Raw genomic sequence first — 18,358 nt, forward strand, 5'->3', positions numbered from 1 at the left:
TCACCATCACATGAAGGGCACGTCATGGACATCAAGCTCGAACTGGTCGCCATTCCCGTCACCGACATCGACCGCGCCAAGGACTTCTACGTCCGCCTCGGATTCAATGCCGACCACGATCACACGGTCAGCGAAGACCTGCGATTCGTCCAGCTGACCCCTCCCGGTTCGGCCTGCTCGATCTGCATCGGCAAGGGAATCACCGACGCCGAGCCCGGCTCGGTCGTCGGCATGCAGGTAGTGGTCAAGGACATCGAAGAGGCCGAGCGCGAGTTCAAGAGCCGCGGCATCGACATCAGCCCGATCGACGACCAGGCCTGGGGGCGGTTCATCTACTTCGCCGACCCCGACGGGAACAAGTGGGCCGTCCAGGAGATCGTCATCCCGGACCTCAGCGGCAGCAGCTCCTGAAAACGTCCCACTCCTGACATGAAAAATCCCCCCACCTCTTTCGAAGTGGGGGGATTTTCTACGAACTAACGCTTAGCGGTAGTCGTCACATGCGACTACCCGACTAGCGGTAGTCGTTGCTGAAGCCGTAGTCGTCCAGCGGAACTGCAGCACCGGTGTTCTGGCCGAAGCCGTCCGGGCTGTAGTACTGGTCGTCGTACGACGGCACTGCGTAAGCAGCGGCGCGTGCCTCTTCGGTGGGCTGAACCTGGATGTTGCGGTAACGGTTGATACCGGTACCGGCAGGGATCAGCTTGCCGATGATGACATTTTCCTTCAGACCGATCAGCTTGTCCGAGCGGCAGTTGATAGCCGCGTCGGTCAAGACACGAGTGGTCTCCTGGAACGATGCCGCGGACAGCCACGAATCCGTCGCGAGCGACGCCTTCGTGATACCCATGAGCACCGGACGGCCGGCTGCGGGCTCGCCACCCTCGGCGACAACGCGGCGGTTTGCCGACTCGAACTCGGCGCGCTCGGTGAGCGAACCGGGCAGGAACTCGGTGGCACCCGAATCGATGATCGTCACGCGACGAAGCATCTGGCGCACGATGACCTCGATGTGCTTGTCGTGGATCGACACACCCTGGCTCCGGTACACCTCCTGTACCTCGTTGACCAAGTGGATCTGAACCTGACGCGGACCCATGACTCGCAGGACCTCGTGGGGATCGGCAGCACCTTCCATGAGCTGCTGTCCGACCTCGACGTGGTCACCGTCAGCCAAGAGGCTTTCGCGACCGTCGGCGTGCTTGAAGACACGCAGACGCTGACGCTTGCTGAGCTTGTCGTAGACAACCTCTTCGCCGCCGTCGTCCGGAACGATGGTGATCTTGTAGAAACGATCGCCGTCTTCGAGCTGTACCCGACCGGTGACGTCCGCGATAGGAGCCTTGCCCTTGGGCACACGTGCCTCGAACAGCTCCTGGACACGCGGCAGACCGCCGGTGATGTCATCTCCTGCGACACCACCCTGGTGGAAGGTACGCATGGTCAGCTGAGTACCGGGCTCACCGATCGACTGTGCGGCGACGATACCGACAGCCTCACCGATGTCGACCAGCTTGCCGGTGGCCATCGAGCGGCCGTAGCAAGTGGCGCAAACGCCGGTGCCGGTGGTGCAGGTCAGGACCGAGCGGACCTTGACCGTCGTGATGCCGGCTTCGAGCAGAGCATCGATCGCGGGGTCACCGAGATCGTGGCCACGCTCGACGATGACGGTGCCGTTCGCGTCGACTGCATCGGCCGCCAAGGTACGGGCGTACGTGCTGGTCTCCACGTGAGCATCGCGGATCATCGTGCCGTCGGCCTGCTTCTCGGCGATCGTGGTGACGATGCCGCGCTCTGTTCCACAGTCGACCTCGCGGACGATGACGTCCTGCGAAACGTCCACCAGACGACGGGTCAGGTAACCCGAGTCGGCGGTGCGGAGTGCGGTATCGGCCAGACCCTTACGAGCACCGTGCGTGTTGATGAAGTACTCGAGAACGGTCAGGCCTTCCTTGAAGGAAGACTTGATCGGACGCGGGATGAACTCACCCTTCGGGTTTGTCACCAGGCCCTTCATACCGGCGAGCGAGCGAACCTGAGTCATGTTGCCGGCTGCGCCGGACTTCACGATCATCGGGATCGGGTTGCTGTCGGGGAAGTGAGCCTCCATGGCCTTGCCGACCTTGTCGGTCGCTTCCTGCCAAATGGTGACCAGAGCGCTGTTGCGCTCCTTCTTGTCCAGAGCACCACGCTGGTACTGCTTCTCGATCTTGTCGGCCTGAGCCTCGAAGTCCTCGATGATGGCAGGCTTCTCCGGCGGCACGAGCACGTCGGAGATCGAGACCGTGACACCCGAACGGGTGGCCCAGTAGAACCCGACGTCCTTGAGCTTGTCGACGGTCTGAGCAACCACGATCATCGGGTACCGCTCGGCGAGATCGTTGATGATCGTCGCCTGGCGCTTCTTCGGCATCTGCTCGTTGACGAACGGGTAGTCCGCCGGAAGCAGCTCGTTGAAGAGCACACGGCCGAGTGTCGTGGTGGCGGTCCAGCCGTCACCGTAGTTCCAGCCCTCGGGGAACAGTTCGTTCTCGAGGTCGCGCGGCGGACGCTGCTGCGTCAGACGCACCTTGATCTGAGCCTGAACCGAGAGCGCGCCGCGGTCGACTGCCATCTGAGCCTCGGCGGGCGAGGAGTACACGCCCTGCTCTGCCTCGTCGTTGGTCGGAGCAACGAGCTCACCGGTGACGCCCTCGTCTAGACGGGTCAGGTGGAACAGACCCGTGACCATGTCCAGACGCGGCATGGCGAGCGGGCGACCCGAAGCAGGCGAGAGGATGTTGTTCGAGGACAGCATCAGGATGCGTGCCTCGGCCTGTGCCTCTGCCGACAGCGGGAGGTGAACAGCCATCTGGTCACCGTCGAAGTCGGCGTTGAAGGCCTCACACACCAGCGGGTGGAGCTGAATGGCCTTGCCCTCGACGAGCTGCGGCTCGAATGCCTGGATACCCAGACGGTGCAGCGTAGGTGCACGGTTGAGCAGCACGGGGTGCTCGGCGATGACCTCTTCGAGGACGTCCCACACCTGGACGCGCTTGCGCTCGACCATGCGCTTTGCCGACTTGATGTTCTGCGCGTGGTTCAGATCGACCAGACGCTTCATCACGAACGGCTTGAACAGCTCGAGAGCCATCAGCTTGGGCAGACCACACTGGTGCAGCTTGAGCTGAGGACCGACGACGATGACGGAACGACCCGAGTAGTCGACGCGCTTACCGAGCAGGTTCTGACGGAAGCGACCCTGCTTGCCCTTGAGCAGATCGCTCAGGGACTTCAGCGGGCGGTTACCCGGTCCGGTGACCGGACGTCCACGACGACCGTTGTCGAACAGGGCGTCGACCGACTCCTGCAGCATCCGCTTCTCGTTGTTGACGATGATCTCGGGAGCACCGAGGTCGATCAGTCGCTTGAGGCGGTTGTTGCGGTTGATGACGCGGCGGTACAGGTCGTTGAGGTCGGACGTCGCGAAACGTCCACCGTCGAGCTGAACCATCGGGCGAAGCTCCGGCGGGATCACCGGAACAGCGTTGAGGACCATGCCCATCGGCGAGTTGCCGTTGGTCTGGAATGCCGCAACCACCTTGAGGCGCTTGAGTGCACGCAGCTTCTTCTGGCCCTTGCCGCTGCGGATGGTCTCGCGGAGAGACTCTGCCTCGGCGTCGAGGTCGAAGTTCTGCATCAGGATCTGGATGGACTCTGCGCCCATCGCACCCGTGAAGTACTCGCCGTAACGGTCGACCAGCTCGCGGTACAGGAGCTCGTCGATGATGAGCTGCTTGACGCTCAGCTTGGTGAAGGTGGTCCAGATCTCGTCGAGACGATCCAGCTCACGCTGCGCGCGGTCACGGAGCTGACGCATTTCGCGCTCGCCGCCGTCCTTGACCTTGCGGCGGACATCGGACTTCGCGCCCTCTGCCTCGAGCTCGGCGATGTCGGCTTCGAGCTTCTGCGCACGTGCCTCGAGATCGGCGTCGCGCTGATCTGCGACGGTCTTCTTCTCGACCTGCATCTCGGCTTCGAGGGTGGACAGCTCGTTGTGACGGAGCTCCTCGTCGACACCGACGATGACGTAGGCAGCGAAGTAGATGATCTTTTCGAGATCCTTCGGAGCCAGGTCGAGCAGGTAACCGAGACGGCTCGGAACACCCTTGAAGTACCAGATGTGCGTGACCGGTGCGGCCAGTTCGATGTGACCCATGCGCTCACGACGAACCTTGGCGCGAGTGACCTCGACGCCACAGCGCTCACAGATGATGCCCTTGAAGCGGACACGCTTGTACTTACCGCAGTAGCACTCCCAGTCCCGAGTGGGGCCGAAGATCTTCTCGCAGAAGAGGCCGTCCTTCTCGGGCTTGAGCGTGCGGTAGTTGATGGTCTCCGGCTTCTTGACCTCGCCGTAGGACCAATTGCGGATGTCCTCTGCACTGGCCAAGCCAATGCGGAGTTCATCGAAGAAGTTGACGTCGAGCACGTAACTTCCTTTCCCCGTTGGGGTTACGGTTGCCGGTCACCCGGCAACCTGACTGCCAATTCAAATGTGAACTACGCCCCCGGGCCGCTCTTTCAAGAGCAACCCGGGGACCGAAACCTAGTTCGCGAGGTCGTCGACCGTCGCAGCTTCGTTCCTGGACAGGTTGATGCCCAGGTTCGCTGCGGCCCGCTCCAAGTCCTCGTCGTCGCCGTCCGCCATCGTGATGGCCGCGCCGTCCGAGGACAGCACCTCCACGTTGAGGCAGAGCGACTGGAGCTCCTTGAGGAGCACCTTGAACGACTCGGGGATGCCGGGTTCGGGGATGTTCTCGCCCTTGACGATGGCTTCGTACACCTTGACTCGACCGACCACGTCGTCCGACTTGATGGTCAGCAGTTCCTGCAGCGTGTAAGCCGCGCCGTAGGCCTGCATCGCCCAGCACTCCATCTCACCGAAGCGCTGGCCACCGAACTGGGCCTTACCGCCGAGAGGCTGCTGCGTGATCATCGAGTACGGACCGGTCGAACGAGCGTGGATCTTGTCGTCGACCAAGTGGTGCAGCTTGATGATGTACATGTAACCGACCGAGACCGGGTACGGAAACGGCTCGCCGGAGCGGCCGTCGAACAAGGTGGCCTTTCCGTCGGGTCCGACCATCTGCTCGCCGTCACGGTTCGGCAGCGTCGCGCCGAGGAGACCGGTGAGCTCGTCTTCCTTCGCACCGTCGAACACCGGGGTGGCGATGTTCGAGTCGGCCGGAGCGGACAGCATCTCTTCCGGCAGGGTCGCAGCCCAGTCGGGACGAGAGCCGTCGGACGCGATCTGAACGTTCCAGCCGGTCTTGCCGATCCACCCGAGGTGGGTCTCCAAGACCTGACCGATGTTCATACGACGCGGGACGCCGTGCGTGTTCAAGATGATGTCGACAGGCGTGCCGTCCGAGAGGAACGGCATGTCTTCCTGCGGCAGGATCTTGCCGATGACGCCCTTGTTACCGTGGCGGCCGGCGAGCTTGTCGCCGTCCTGGATCTTGCGCTTCTGTGCCACGTAGACGCGGACCAGCTCGTTGACACCGGGAGGCAGATCGTCGTCTTCGTCACGCGAGAACACGCGGATTCCGATGACCTTGCCGGTCTCACCGTGAGGAACCTTGAGGGACGTGTCACGAACCTCGCGAGCCTTCTCACCGAAGATGGCGCGAAGGAGGCGCTCTTCGGGGGTCAGCTCGGTCTCGCCCTTCGGCGTGACCTTTCCGACCAGCACGTCGCCGTCACGAACCTCGGCACCGATACGGATGATGCCGCGCTCGTCGAGGTCGGCGAGGACCTCGTCGGAGACGTTCGGGATGTCGCGAGTGATTTCCTCGGCACCGAGCTTGGTGTCGCGGGCATCGATCTCGTGCTCCTCGATGTGTATCGAGGTCAGGACGTCCTCTTCCACGAGACGCTGCGACAGAATGATCGCGTCCTCGTAGTTGTGGCCTTCCCACGGCATGATCGCGACGAGCAAGTTCTTGCCCAGCGCCATCTCACCGTTCTCGGTGCAAGGACCGTCGGCCAGAACCTGGCCGGCCTCGACACGCTGTCCCTCGTCCACGATCGGACGCTGGTTGGCGCACGTGCCCTGGTTGGAACGCGCGAACTTGCGCATCCGGTACGTCTTGCGGCTTCCGTCGTCAGCCATCACCGTGACGTAGTCCGCGGAGATCTCCTCCACGACACCGGTCTTCTCGGTGATGATGACGTCGCCGGCATCCACAGCTGCACGCAGCTCCATGCCGGTACCGACGAGAGGTGCCTCGCTGCGAACCAGCGGGACAGCCTGACGCTGCATGTTCGCGCCCATCAGGGCACGGTTTGCATCGTCGTGCTCGAGGAACGGAATCATCGCGGTTGCGACGGACACCATCTGACGCGGCGAAACGTCCATGTAGTCGATGTCGGAGGACGCGACGAACTCGACCTCGCCACCCTTACGGCGGACGAGAATCTTCGAGTCGGTGAAGCGACCCTCGCGGTCGATGGCCGAGTTGGCCTGCGCGACTACGTGGCGGTCTTCTTCGTCAGCGGTCAGGTAGTCGACCTCGTCGGTCACCTGTCCGTCGACGACGCGACGGTACGGGGTCTCGATGAAACCGAACGGGTTGACGCGGGCGTAGACCGACAGCGAACCGATCAGGCCGATGTTCGGGCCTTCCGGGGTCTCGATCGGGCACATGCGGCCGTAGTGCGACGGGTGAACGTCGCGAACCTCGAGGCCGGCGCGCTCACGGGACAGACCACCCGGGCCGAGGGCGGACAGACGACGCTTGTGCGTCAGCCCCGACAGCGGGTTGTTCTGGTCCATGAACTGCGACAGCTGGGAGGTTCCGAAGAACTCCCTGATCGCAGCGACGACGGGACGGATGTTGATCAGCGTCTGAGGCGTGATTGCCTCGACGTCCTGTGTGGTCATGCGCTCACGAACCACACGCTCCATGCGGGACAGGCCCACGCGGATCTGGTTCTGGATGAGCTCGCCGACGGTACGCAGACGACGGTTGCCGAAGTGGTCGATGTCGTCGACCTCGACGGGAACCTCGACGCCGCCCGGAGCCGTCATCGAGGTGTCACCTGCGTGCAGACGCACGAGGTACTCGACGGTGGCGACGATGTCTTCTTCGGTGAGCGTGGATGCAACGATCGGCTGACCCGCGTTCAGGCCGAGCTTCTTGTTGATCTTGTAACGACCCACGCGAGCGAGGTCGTAGCGCTTGTCCTTGAAGAACAGGTTCTCCAGCAGGGTCTGCGCGCTCTCCTTGGTGGGGGGCTCGCCCGGACGCAGCTTGCGGTAGATGTCGAGCAACGCCTCATCGGTGCCGGCTGTGTTGTCCTTCTCCAGCGTGGCCATGAGGATCTCGGAGAAGCCGAAGCGCTCCGTGATCTGCTCGGTGGTCCAGCCGAGTGCCTTGAGCAGGACGGTGACAGGCTGACGACGCTTGCGGTCGATACGGACACCAACGGTGTCGCGCTTGTCGACGTCGAACTCGAGCCATGCGCCGCGACCCGGGATCACCTTGACGCTGTGCAGATCCTTCTCGGTGCTCTTGTCGACGCTCATGTCGAAGTACACACCGGGGGAACGCACGAGCTGCGAGACGACCACACGCTCGGTGCCGTTGATGATGAAGGTGCCCTTGTCGGTCATCATCGGGAAATCTCCCATGAAGACCGTCTGGCTCTTGATCTCACCAGTGTTGTTGTTGATGAACTCCGCGGTGACGAACAACGGCGCCGCGTAGGTCATGTCCTTGTCTTTGCACTCGTCCGTCGAGGCCTTGACCTCGTCGAATCGAGGGTCGGAGAAGGACAGCGACATAGTGCCGTTGAAATCCTCGATCGGAGAAAGCTCCGCGAGGATGTCCTCGAGACCACCGGACACTGCATTGTCGCCGAGTGCCGCTGCTCGTTCACGCCAACTCTGCGCGCCGATCAGCCACTCGAACGAATCTGTCTGTACGTCAAGAAGCCCGGGAACTTCGAGGGGTTCGCGAACTTTCGCGAACGAAACCCTCTTCGGGGCTCCGGGGATTCCGGAAACTGCCTTGGTCTGGCTAGAGACTGCCAAGATGCGTCCTTCCAGCACCTCACGCGGGCCGCTCCGTGCTGTTGCGACCGCCGCTGTATCTGCTTCGAATTTCGCTGGTTACAACCCGAACGAAACCCGTCGCAGAAAGCAAGAAGTACTTGACTTCGCAGCGGTTGAGACGAGGGGTGGACAGGAGGCAGCCAGCGCAACGTCCAAAAGTACACCCTTACTCTGGAAATGTCGAGTCGGGTGTAACTGAGGGTCGAATTCAGATACTGACGTGAGACTGCCGATCACTCGTCCGTGCATGTTCACCGATCAGAGTGGACCTTGCGGACCGCTCCGTCAAGGGCGAGAGCGCGTGTCGCAGCATTCGAACATTCGTGACGCGCATTCGAACACTGCCACCGGGAGTGTAGCCAGCAACGGCGTCACATACGAAAAATCTGGACCGACATCGTGCGTCGATCCAGATCTTCGCGCTGGTGCGCAGGTGCTACTGGTCGCGAATCTCCGAGCTACTGGTCGCGAATCTCCGAGCTACTGGTCGCGAATCTCCGAGATCAGCCAGTTTCCATCCTGCTTCTCCAGACTCACGATGACCATTCCGGAGCGAGAGTCTGCCGCCACGCCGTTCTGCGTCGAGCTGACGTTCAGTTGGGCGAGCAACTGTGCTCGGTCCTTCTCGAGCCGTGTGATCCCGATCAGCGGGACATCAGCGGTCGTTGCCGTCTGGGTTTGTTCGACGCCGGCCTTCTGCGTGTCCTTGTACTGCGTCAGCTGATCGCGCATCGACTGGTTCAGGCCCTGGACACCCTTGTCGAAATCGGCGTCGAACGTGTCGGGAGAAAACGTGAAGACTGCAGCCAACGCCGACGGCGTCACACGAAGAACTTCAGCCGTGGCGCCTTCGTCCACCCAGGCGATGTCGTCCGTCTTCGCGCCGACTTTGAAGAAGGCGATGCCGGCGAGGATCGCGACGATGACCGCTGCGGCCCCCAGGATCGCGACCAGGCGCCAACCGGCCTTGGATTGTGTAGGTGTTGTCGCCGACTCCCCCGCACCCGTCTCCGGGGTAGCAGGGGTCTTGGGCTCGTCTGCGACGGTTTTCGCCGGTTTGGTCAGATCGGGGCCCGGTGTGGATTCCGGAGCGTCGGTTTCCGTCTTCGGCGGCTCGATGTCTCCGGACTCGGCCTTCGTGAGCGTCGGCTTCGCAACCTCCGGCTTCACAGCCTCCTGTGTTTCTTCTTCCGGCTGTTCGATCGTGGGCTCGACCGGATCCGAATCGGACGTCCCCGCGGGGACGTTGAGCGAGCGAGCGCTTCCGGCGATCTTCGGCCGACGGTTCTGCGGGGAGGACGGTCCGCCGGTACGACGTTTGGGTGGCATTACGCGCTTCTCCTTCGAGGGATGTCGGTGTGCAGGTTCGACGAACTACTGGCCACCGGAATCACCACCCTCGGTTGTCGGTGCAGGAGCACCGGACGCAGGTGTCTCGGTCCCCGAACCAGGGGCAGGCGTTGCATCAGGTGCAGGCGTGGAGCCGTCGGCCGCCGGCAGGGTGCCGGAGCCGAGATCGAGTCGCGATCCGATCGGATCAGCCGACTGCGCCTTCCAGACCCCGTCGACCTCGACCATGCCCAGCCGCATGCCGAGCTGATTCTTGACGAACTGGTTGCCCTGGGTCGTGGTGACACGAACGACGACCAGTGCCGTGGCGGTCCGGTCATCGGTATTGAGCTCGGTCAGCGCGGACTGAACGACTTCGGTGTCAGCCTTCGAGCCCGAGTTACGCAACTCGTCGGTGATGGAATCCTGAACGGTCTGCAGATACGTCGTCATCTCGTCACCGGTCACCGAAGAACGCATGTTCTCGATCGACTGGTCGAGATTGGCCGAATCCGCGTTGTTGAGGTTGATCGCGACTTGCTGCGCACCGATAAGCGCGTCGTCACGCATCTCGGCGGTGGTGCGGTCGGTGGTGAGCGCCCGAACGTACGGGACGCCGAACACACCGAGCGCAACCACGGCCGCCAGAAGCAAGACACCGACCGCAATCAGAGACGCTGTCAGCCCCTTCGGTCTACCGGTTGTCGGCGCTCCCGATTCGACTTGCTCGGGCCCGCCGGACTGCGGGGAACTGTTTCTCTGAATCACACTCACTACCCTACTTACCTGTTTTGCCCAGCCTCTGGCCGCGAATCGTCAACTGCCACAACTCAGTAGCCTGAACTGCACAAACTCGACCACATTCGGATCGGTCTACTTCGGTGTCACTCCGAGCAACGGCGCCAACTGCGTCGCGATCGGGTTGAGGTTCAACTTGTCCGGATCGACCTTCGGCTTGAAGTCCCAAGGCTGGATCGTGTCGGGATCGGCGTACACCACGCGGTTGGCACTGCGGACGCCCGTCTCGCTGCCCAGCGGCGTCTCACACGACGCGGCGGTGTTGAGCGGGAAGTCCTGCTGGGTGTCGTCGAAATTGGGATTCTGACGCTTCATCTCGTCCAGGATCGCCATGGTGCCTTCGTAACCCACCGTGCACGAGAGCGGATTGTTGGTCTCCAGCACCAAGCCCTGATGGACCGTTCCGTCGCCGGGAGCAACCGTCGGTGCGGCAGCGGCCAGACCGGGAAGGAAGATCAGGAACGGCTGCAGCGCGATCGTTCGCGGCGCAAGCGTCTTGGTGGTCGCGGCAAGATTGGTCAGGTCAGTCGTCAGGCTCGGGCCCGCCTCGTTGATGAGAGCACCGATCTGATCGCTGGCCGGGATGCCGTTGTCGATCAAGCGACGGATATCTGGATCACTGGTCCGCAACTGCGCTGTGACAGCATCGAGATCGGTACTGAACTGCTTGATCGCGGAGGATTGATCCGACTGCGTCGTCAATACCGTCTCACTGTTCCGAATCAGCGCGAGCGTCTGAGGCAGAGTGTCGAGCCCGGACTGCGAGAGGCCGGACAGCGAATCGGCCAGGACCTGAATGTCCTCGCCCTTGCCGTTGAACGCTGCACCGAGTTCGACGGCGACGGTGTGGAGCGCGTCGACGGGCACGGACTTGACCAAGCCGTTGGCACTGGTCAGCACATCCTCGATCGGGATCGGAGTTGTGGTGTCCCCCACCGCGATCACCGAGCCGTCCTCGAGAAACGGTCCCTGGTCGGTATCGGGCTGAAGGTCGACGTACTGCTCACCGATGGCGGAGCGGTTGGCCACGACGGCACGGGCCGACGCGGGAATCTCCGGAGCACTGTTGTCGATCTTCAGGTCGACCTGAATTCCGTCCTCGGTCAACGACATGTCGCCCACTCGCCCGACCGGCACGCCGCGATACGTCACCTCGGCGTTGGTGAAAATTCCACCGGACGTGGCCAATTCGGTCTTGACCGTGTACTGACCGAACCCCATGAGGTTGTCCAGGCGCACGTACTTGGCGCCGACGTAGATGAGACCCAGGAGCGCAACCACGACAAAGCCGACGAGCTGCCATCTGACCAGAGCTGATCTCACTGTCCATCACCGCCGATTCCGAACTGTTCCAGCATTCCCTGGATGGGGTTGAGTGGGTTCGCCGCGGGCGCCGGCGTTGCCGGGTCACCCGCTGTTGTGGCGGGAAGGCCGGCGACAACGGGAACCTGCGGCAGGATCGGAGCGATCGGCAGCAGTGACACTGTCGGCCACCCCGGTCGCGGCCCGTTGCCGTTGTAGTACGGGTTGGAGGGGTCGACCACCGGCTTGGGATTGCCGAACTTGGGCTGGCGGTATTCCGGTTCTCCCTGCCCGACACCGAGACCCGAGAGTGTATTGCCGATCTGCAGGTCGACACTCAGGAAGAGGTTGACGGAACCACCCTGTGCAATCTTCTCGACACCGTCCGGGAACGGGAACGTCGGAAGGAACGGAAGTGCCCCCACGAAGTCGTCACCGGAGTCTGCGAGCGCCTGCAGCGTCGGACGCAGAGCCTGAAGATCAGCGATCAGATCGTCCTTGGACTGTGTGAGGACGTCGGTTCCCACTGTTCCGAGTCGATCCACCTGAGCGAGCATCTGCGTCAGCTGCGGACGCTGCTCGTTGAGAACCTGTGTCGCAACGGGGAGTTCCTCGAGAATCTTCCCGATCTTCTCGTTCTGATCGTTGACGCGAGTCGAGAGCACATCCAGGCCGTCGAGCGCGCGTGTGATGTCGTCACGCTGCTCGTTGAGTCCACCGATGAGTGTGTTCGCCTGCTCCAGAAGACTTCTCGTCTTGCCTTCGCGACCGTCGAACGCGGCACCGAGTTCTTCGACGATAGGCTGCAACTGGCCCACACCGCCGCCGTTGAGCAGCAGCGACAATGCGCCGAGAACCTGCTCGATCTCCGTGGCGTGGCGAGTGCGATCCAGCGGAATGAGGTCACCGTCGGCCAGCTTCGCAGAGTCCGGTCCGGACGGCGGGGCCGACAGCTGGATGAACTTCTCGCCGAGCAGGTTGGTCTGCTCGACCGCGGCAATTGCGTTGGCGGGCAGATCAACCGACGAGTCGAGGATGATGCCGACATCCGCGGTCCATCCGTCCGGTCCGACCGACACGTCGTCGACGCGACCGACGGGAACGCCGTCGACCTTCACAGCGGACTGCGGAACCAAGTCGAGCACGTCGTCGAACTGAATGGTCAAGTGCATCGGATCGGAACCCACATCAGGACCGCCGGGAAGCGGGACAGCGTAGATCCCCTCGGACGAGCAGGCGGTTGCCGAGATCAGGACGGCGCACAATCCGGCGCCGACTATCAACGAACGCTTCACTCGCCCTCCCCGTTTCCACTGGTCAGTCGCGGTGACACGACGCCGGGCACAGTGCCCGGAACTACCTGCATCTGTCGTTCGGAACCGGCAAGGATGCCGAAGGGAAGGTTCAGGCCTGCAGCCTGATTGGCTGCGTCGGTCATCGCTGCGACGTTTGCGCACTGGTCGATGGCCGGTTGCATCTGCCGTCCCAACGCCTCGAACCGCGGATCACCGGGCAACAGTTTGCCGAGGTCCATCAACTTGCAGAGAACTCCGGCCGGGTTCTGAAGATCAGGGAACGCCAGACGTGAAGCCAGCACACCTGATTCGGCGTCGTACGAGTTGACCAGGTTGGAGATCGCCAACGGAAGCATGGTGAGCGTGTTGGCCAGGGCTTCCTTGTTGTTCGCCAATGTCTGTGTCGGTTCGACGAGACCTTCGGTTGTCTGGACCAGTTGATCGCGGTTGTCGGCCACGAACTTCGCGACGTCGCCGAGCGCAATCGAGAGCTGGTTCAGAGCGGCACCGAGATCGTCGCGCTCACCTGCCAGGAATCCGGTCAGGTCCGACAACTGCGTGTTGAACTGGCGCACCTGCTGATCGTTGGCCGCGAGAGCGCCCACAAAAGTATCCAGGTTCTTGATGGTGAGCGAGATGTTGTCACGCGAATCGTTGAGCGTCCGTGCGGCATCCGAGAGGTTGGTGATGCTGTCTCCCAACGCTTCACCGTTGCCCTCGAGGTTGGCCGCACCTGTCTCGACGAAATCGGACAGTGCTCCGTTCTTGTTGGCACCTTCAGGACCGAGAGCCGACGCGAGTTCGTCGATGCTGGAGTACAACTGGTCGACCTCGACAGGCGTCGCCGTCTTCTCGATCGGAATTACTGCACCGCTGGCCATCTTGTCGCCGCCGGTGAAGACCGGTGTCAGCTGGATGTAGCGGTCGGCAACCACCGACGGCGTGATCTGAGCGGCACTGGCACCCGCGGGAATGTCGATCCCACGATCGACACGCAGCTCGACCTTGACCTGATCTCCCTGGGGTTCGACGGATTCGACGGTGCCGACCTTGACACCGAGAACACGAACGTCGGAGCCGTCGTAGATACCCACCGACTTGTCGAAGTAGGCGGTGATCTTGGTGGTTCCGGCGCGAGTGAACACCCACCACAGCGCGCCACCGATTACGAGTAACCCGATCAGAACAGCGGCGATGATCGCGACCGAGCGCTTCTTGGAGCCGCTTCCGGCTTCGGCAGTATCAGCCATCAGTTGCCTCCCAACGTACGAACGGGGTCACGGTAGCCCGGAATGTCCGGTAGACCCGGCGGAAGGAGGTTCACGACGACCTGGTCGAACCAACGGCCGTTGCCGACCACGTTGGCGTACAAGCGAATGAAGGGTTCGTAGAGCTTCAGTGCCTTGTCCAAGTTCTCGTTGTTGGCCTTCAAGATGTCGATGACGCCGTTGAGCTGCGTCAGCGCCGGCCCGATTGCCGCCTCGTTGTCACGAACGAGACCGGTGAGCTGCTGAGAGACGCGCTGAGTTCCGGTGAGCAGCTGCGAAATCGCTTGCTGGCGATTGTTGAGTTCCTGCACCAAAAGTCCGCCGTCACGGATCAGCTGGGTGAATTCCTTGTTGCGGTCAGCAAGAATCTGCGACGTCTTCCCGGTGGCGGCGAAGAGCTTCTGCAAGTCCTGATCGCGGCTCGCGATCGTCTGCGACAGCCGACTGACGCCGTCGAGCGAAGCGCGGACATCGCCAGGTGTCTCGGAGAATGCCTGGGACAACGTCTCCATGCTCTTCGCCAACTGGTCGGTGTCGATGTCGCCGACGGTGTCCGCCGCTGCCGAGAAGGCCTGAACGACGTCGTACGGAGAGGTGGTGCGCTCGAGCGGAATCCGATCCTTGGGATCGAGGTTGTCGGTTCCGCGCGGATCTAGTGCGAGGTACTTCTGTCCCAGAATGGTCTTGATCTGAATGGACGCAGAGGTTTGATCTCCCACCCACGCGTCACTGACCTTGAAGTCGACGAGAACACGGTCACCGTCGAGATCGACGGAAGTGACCTTGCCGACCTTCACGCCGGCGATACGAACCTCGTTACCAGGCTTGAGACCCGCGGCTTCGGAGAACTCGGCGGAGTAGGACGAGCCTGCTCCCACGAACGGAAGCGAATCGAGGAAGAACGCGGACAAAGTGGCCAGCAGCACCACGAAGATACCGATGGCTCCGGCCATTGCCGGACTGCGACGTTTACTCATCGACCTTGCAACTCCCTCATACCGTCTTGAGTGCATCGCGTGGCCGCGTTGGTGTAAATCGGCTGATTGACCGTCGGCAGGCCGGTGGGCAGATTCAGCGACGCAGACTGTCCTGGACCGGCAACGATGTCGATTCCGCACAGATAGAACTGGAACCAGGAACCGTAGCTCGCTACGCGTGCGAGCTTCTCGAGCTTGACCGGCAAGGTCTCGAGCACCGCGTTGACGTCGTCACTCCGACGATTGAGTGTGGTCGCCAGTGTGTTGAGCGCCGTGATCGAGCCCTGAATCGACGGCCGCGTCGGCTCGAGCAAGTCTGCCGTCGCGTCGGTCAGACCTGCGAGTGAGGTGACGGCCGAACCGACCACCCCACGCTCGTTGGCCAACCCGGTGACGAGTTGCTGGGTGTTGACGATCAGTGAATCAAGGTTCTTGTCGTTCGCGTTGACGGTGTCGAGAACGTCGTTGAGGTTCTTGATCACCGCGCCGATGACCGCGTCCTTGTCCGCGACGGTGTTGGTCAGGCTCGCGGTGTTGCGCACGAGCTCACTGATGGTGCCCGATTCGCCTTGGAAGACCTGGATGATCTGGTACGACAGCTTGTTGACGTCGTCCGCGCTCAGGGTGGTGAACAGCGGCTTGAAGCCGTTGAAGAGTGTCGTGAGGTTGACTGCCGGGCGCGTCTGAGACAGCGGCAGGGTATCGCCGCCGGTGATCTTCTTGCCTTGGCTGCCTTCACCTTGCGAGAGCGAGATGTACCGCTGCCCCACCAGGTTGCGGAACCGGATGGTGGCGATGGAACTGGCCGGCAACCAATCACGGTCGGATACCGAGAACTGGACCTCGGCCTGGTTGTCGTTGACGATGGCAATCTTCTCGACCTGGCCGACACGAACACCGGCAATGCGAACCTCGTCGCCCTCGTTCAACGAGGTGACGTCGGAGAAGACGGCGTTGAACTTGGTGCCGCCACCGCCGCCGAGGTTGGCGATACTGGCTGCCAGCAGTCCTGTCGCCAGGACCGTCACCACAACGAAGATGATGAGCTTTGTCAGCGGAGCTGCGAGTCCTCTCATTGGACGCTCACCTCCGCACCTGCGAATGCCGGAGCGCTGACCATCGTGGTCCACGCCGGAACATCGTCCGGCGCAACACCGTTGGCCTGTCCGTAGATCACCTTCAACGTATCCTCTTCGAGTTTCGAGCCCGCGTAGCCGGCCTGCTGAGCCGGACCGCTGTTGTTGGTCGAGAACAACTGAGGTCCGGAGCCCTCGGGTGCAGGCAGGAATTCCATGGTGGCGGGACCTGGATTGCGGGAAGGAACCTGGTAGGAACCGTCACCGTACGAACCGCCGGGGTACTGCGGGAACGGACGACCGGGCTCGGTGACGTTGTCGTAGCAAACCGGGCCGCGGTTGTCGACGAGCCGTGGCTCGTCTTGGTTGGGCAGGTAGCGACCCTTGGGGTTCACGATCTGAATACTCGCACGCACACCAGGATTGGGCGCGTCGGTGGACAGGATCTTGGCAGCTTCCGGAGCGGTGTCCGAGAAGCCCTTGAACGTGCACCCGAAGGTCGGAGAGTACTGGGCCAGAAGCTGGAGAGCTTCCTTCGAATCCGCAGCGAGCGTGATGATCGAGGACGAGTTCGCTTCGAGGAAGGCTGCGGTGTCAGACGATGTCACGGTGAGCGACGCCAGCAGTGTCCGCAACTGGTCCTGCTTCTGCACCACCGTGTTACCCGTGGTCCGCAGATTGTCGAGAGCGTTGATCAGATCGGGCGCAGCGTCCGAGTACGTCTGGGAGAAGTCCGCGAACTTGCGCAGATCCTCTTGCACCGCGGGCAGTTCGGTATTGACGCCGCGGAAGATCTCCTCGAGACGATCGACCGTCAGTCCGAGCTCGGCGCCGCGTCCCGTCAGACCCTGCGCGAGAGAACCGAGAGTGTTCGCCAGATCCTGCGGCGGAATCGCCTGCAGAAGTGGGAGCAGTCCGTCCAGAACGTCGCCGACCTCGACAGCATTGCCGCTCTTGTCCTGGTGGATCACCGTTCCCGCGGAAATCGGGGTCGCGGTGGTTCCCTCCGGAATGATCAGGGAGACGTAGCGCTCACCGAAAAGCGTCTTCGGGAGCAGACGCGCCGTGACGTTGGACGGAATGAGATCAGCCTTGTCCGGCTCGATCGCGAGGACCGAGGTGACCTGGCCGTCTTTCGTCGACGCGGATCGCACCTCGCCGACCAGCAGCCCACGGACCTTGACGTCCGCGTTGGGTGGCAACGCATTTCCGACTGTGTCGGTCACGAGGTCGATCTTCACGACGTCCTTGAACGTCTTGTTGAAGGTTCCGATGGTGAAGGCCAGGAACAATGCCAACACCACGAAGAACACGAGTCCGAGCACACGGCGGCGCAGGACTGACGGAGCCTCGATCATCCGGCCACCCTCACTGTCGTCGTGGTGCCCCAGATTGCGAGGCTGAGGAAGAAGTCGAGAACGGCGATCGTCACGATTGCGGCGCGAACAGCGCGGCCGACGGCCACGCCGACACCTGCGGGACCACCTGAGGCATGGAACCCGTAGTAGCAGTGGATCAGGATCAGCACGAAGGCGAATACCAGGACTTTCGCAAACGAATACAGCACGTCCTGCGGTGGCAGGAACAGGTTGAAGTAGTGGTCGTAGGAACCCGTCGACTGCCCGTTGAAGACCGTGCTGATCACTCTCGAGGCGAGGTACGCCGCGAGTAGACCCACGATGTACAGCGGAATGACGGCGACGAAGCCGGCGATCATGCGCGTCGTGACCAGGAACGGCACCGACGGAACTGCCATGACCTCGAGCGCGTCGATCTCTTCGGAGATTCGCATGGCACCGAGTTGGGCGGTGAAGCCACAACCAACCGTGGCCGAGAGCGCAAGAGCCGCAACGATCGGAGCGATCTCTCGGGTGTTGACGTATGCGGAGAGGAAGCCGGTCAGGACCGAGCTACCCAACTGCTCCAGAGCGGCGAAGCCCTGGAGGCCGACGACGACACCCGTGAATCCGGACATCATCGCGATGACGCCGATGGTTCCGCCGATCACTGCGAGCGCACCGCTACCGAAGGTCACTTCGGCGAGTAGTCGAAGCGTCTCCTTCCGGTACCGATGCAAGGTGCGCGGGGTCCATGCGATGGCGCGCGCGTAGAACGACATCTGCTCGCCCGCGCGGTCCAACGCGTTCACTGGAATTCTGGCTACTTTGCGACTCTTCAGCAGGAACTGATCGCCGCGGCCTCGTGCGATGGTCAT

12 protein-coding genes are annotated in these 18,358 nt (G+C 62.4%); 1 reads left to right on the forward strand and 11 read right to left on the reverse strand.

Features of this window, described 5'->3' with window-relative positions:
• The first annotated feature begins 24 nt into the window (after positions 1-24).
• A complete protein-coding gene (locus ABH939_RS17545) occupies positions 25-411 on the forward strand; it encodes a glyoxalase superfamily protein (protein ID WP_042921033.1) in 387 nt (128 codons plus the stop codon).
• A gap of 103 nt (positions 412-514) precedes the next feature.
• Here the strand turns inward: ABH939_RS17545 and ABH939_RS17550 are convergent, their stop codons facing one another.
• The 11 genes from ABH939_RS17550 to ABH939_RS17600 form a co-directional block, all read right to left on the reverse strand.
• Complete coding sequence (locus ABH939_RS17550; protein ID WP_003941914.1) at positions 515-4,471, reverse strand: DNA-directed RNA polymerase subunit beta'; 3,957 nt, start codon at positions 4,469-4,471, stop codon at positions 515-517.
• Positions 4,472-4,588: 117 nt separating this feature from the next.
• The gene (gene rpoB / locus ABH939_RS17555; protein WP_003942068.1) at positions 4,589-8,095 is read right to left on the reverse strand and encodes a DNA-directed RNA polymerase subunit beta; all 3,507 of its coding nucleotides are present in this window, start codon (positions 8,093-8,095) and stop codon (positions 4,589-4,591) included.
• 483 nt (positions 8,096-8,578) lie between these two features.
• Positions 8,579-9,427: a hypothetical protein gene (locus tag ABH939_RS17560; protein WP_162114648.1), complete on the reverse strand. Its 849-nt coding sequence runs from the start codon at positions 9,425-9,427 to the stop codon at positions 8,579-8,581.
• Between the two features lie 45 nt (positions 9,428-9,472).
• Positions 9,473-10,201: a hypothetical protein gene (locus ABH939_RS17565; protein WP_404649895.1), complete on the reverse strand. Its 729-nt coding sequence runs from the start codon at positions 10,199-10,201 to the stop codon at positions 9,473-9,475.
• Positions 10,202-10,300: 99 nt separating this feature from the next.
• Positions 10,301-11,548, reverse strand: a complete 1,248-nt coding sequence (locus ABH939_RS17570) for an MCE family protein (protein ID WP_003942085.1) — start codon at positions 11,546-11,548, stop codon at positions 10,301-10,303.
• Complete coding sequence (locus ABH939_RS17575) at positions 11,545-12,822, reverse strand: MCE family protein (protein WP_003941859.1); 1,278 nt, start codon at positions 12,820-12,822, stop codon at positions 11,545-11,547. The genes ABH939_RS17570 and ABH939_RS17575 overlap by 4 nt, the downstream gene beginning before the upstream one ends.
• The gene (locus ABH939_RS17580; RefSeq protein ID WP_003941941.1) at positions 12,819-14,072 is read right to left on the reverse strand and encodes an MCE family protein; all 1,254 of its coding nucleotides are present in this window, start codon (positions 14,070-14,072) and stop codon (positions 12,819-12,821) included. The genes ABH939_RS17575 and ABH939_RS17580 overlap by 4 nt, the downstream gene beginning before the upstream one ends.
• The gene (locus ABH939_RS17585) at positions 14,072-15,067 is read right to left on the reverse strand and encodes an MCE family protein (protein ID WP_003942053.1); all 996 of its coding nucleotides are present in this window, start codon (positions 15,065-15,067) and stop codon (positions 14,072-14,074) included. Before ABH939_RS17585 ends, ABH939_RS17580 begins: the two co-directional genes overlap by 1 nt.
• Positions 15,064-16,143, reverse strand: coding sequence for an MCE family protein (locus ABH939_RS17590; RefSeq protein ID WP_003941932.1), 1,080 nt, complete (start codon positions 16,141-16,143; stop codon positions 15,064-15,066). Before ABH939_RS17590 ends, ABH939_RS17585 begins: the two co-directional genes overlap by 4 nt.
• The gene (locus ABH939_RS17595) at positions 16,140-17,501 is read right to left on the reverse strand and encodes an MCE family protein (protein WP_003942007.1); all 1,362 of its coding nucleotides are present in this window, start codon (positions 17,499-17,501) and stop codon (positions 16,140-16,142) included. Before ABH939_RS17595 ends, ABH939_RS17590 begins: the two co-directional genes overlap by 4 nt.
• Entirely contained in the window at positions 17,498-18,358 is an 861-nt protein-coding gene (locus tag ABH939_RS17600) for an ABC transporter permease (RefSeq protein ID WP_003941894.1), read from the reverse strand. Before ABH939_RS17600 ends, ABH939_RS17595 begins: the two co-directional genes overlap by 4 nt.

The sequence above is a fragment of the Rhodococcus sp. 27YEA6 genome, from assembly GCF_044908235.1.
In the GTDB taxonomy this organism is placed as follows: domain Bacteria; phylum Actinomycetota; class Actinomycetes; order Mycobacteriales; family Mycobacteriaceae; genus Rhodococcus_F; species Rhodococcus_F qingshengii.

Excerpts from the sequence above, each read along its gene's own strand:
- ABH939_RS17590 (WP_003941932.1), bottom strand. The coding sequence starts at position 16,143 with ATGAGAGGACTCGCAGCTCCGCTGACAAAGCTCATCATCTTCGTTGTG.
- ABH939_RS17600 (WP_003941894.1), bottom strand. The coding sequence starts at position 18,358 with ATGACCATCGCACGAGGCCGCGGCGATCAGTTCCTGCTGAAGAGTCGC.
- ABH939_RS17580 (WP_003941941.1), bottom strand. The coding sequence starts at position 14,072 with ATGGCTGATACTGCCGAAGCCGGAAGCGGCTCCAAGAAGCGCTCGGTC.
- ABH939_RS17585 (WP_003942053.1), bottom strand. The coding sequence starts at position 15,067 with ATGAGTAAACGTCGCAGTCCGGCAATGGCCGGAGCCATCGGTATCTTC.
- ABH939_RS17560 (WP_162114648.1), bottom strand. The coding sequence starts at position 9,427 with ATGCCACCCAAACGTCGTACCGGCGGACCGTCCTCCCCGCAGAACCGT.
- ABH939_RS17595 (WP_003942007.1), bottom strand. The coding sequence starts at position 17,501 with ATGATCGAGGCTCCGTCAGTCCTGCGCCGCCGTGTGCTCGGACTCGTG.
- ABH939_RS17545 (WP_042921033.1), top strand. The coding sequence starts at position 25 with ATGGACATCAAGCTCGAACTGGTCGCCATTCCCGTCACCGACATCGAC.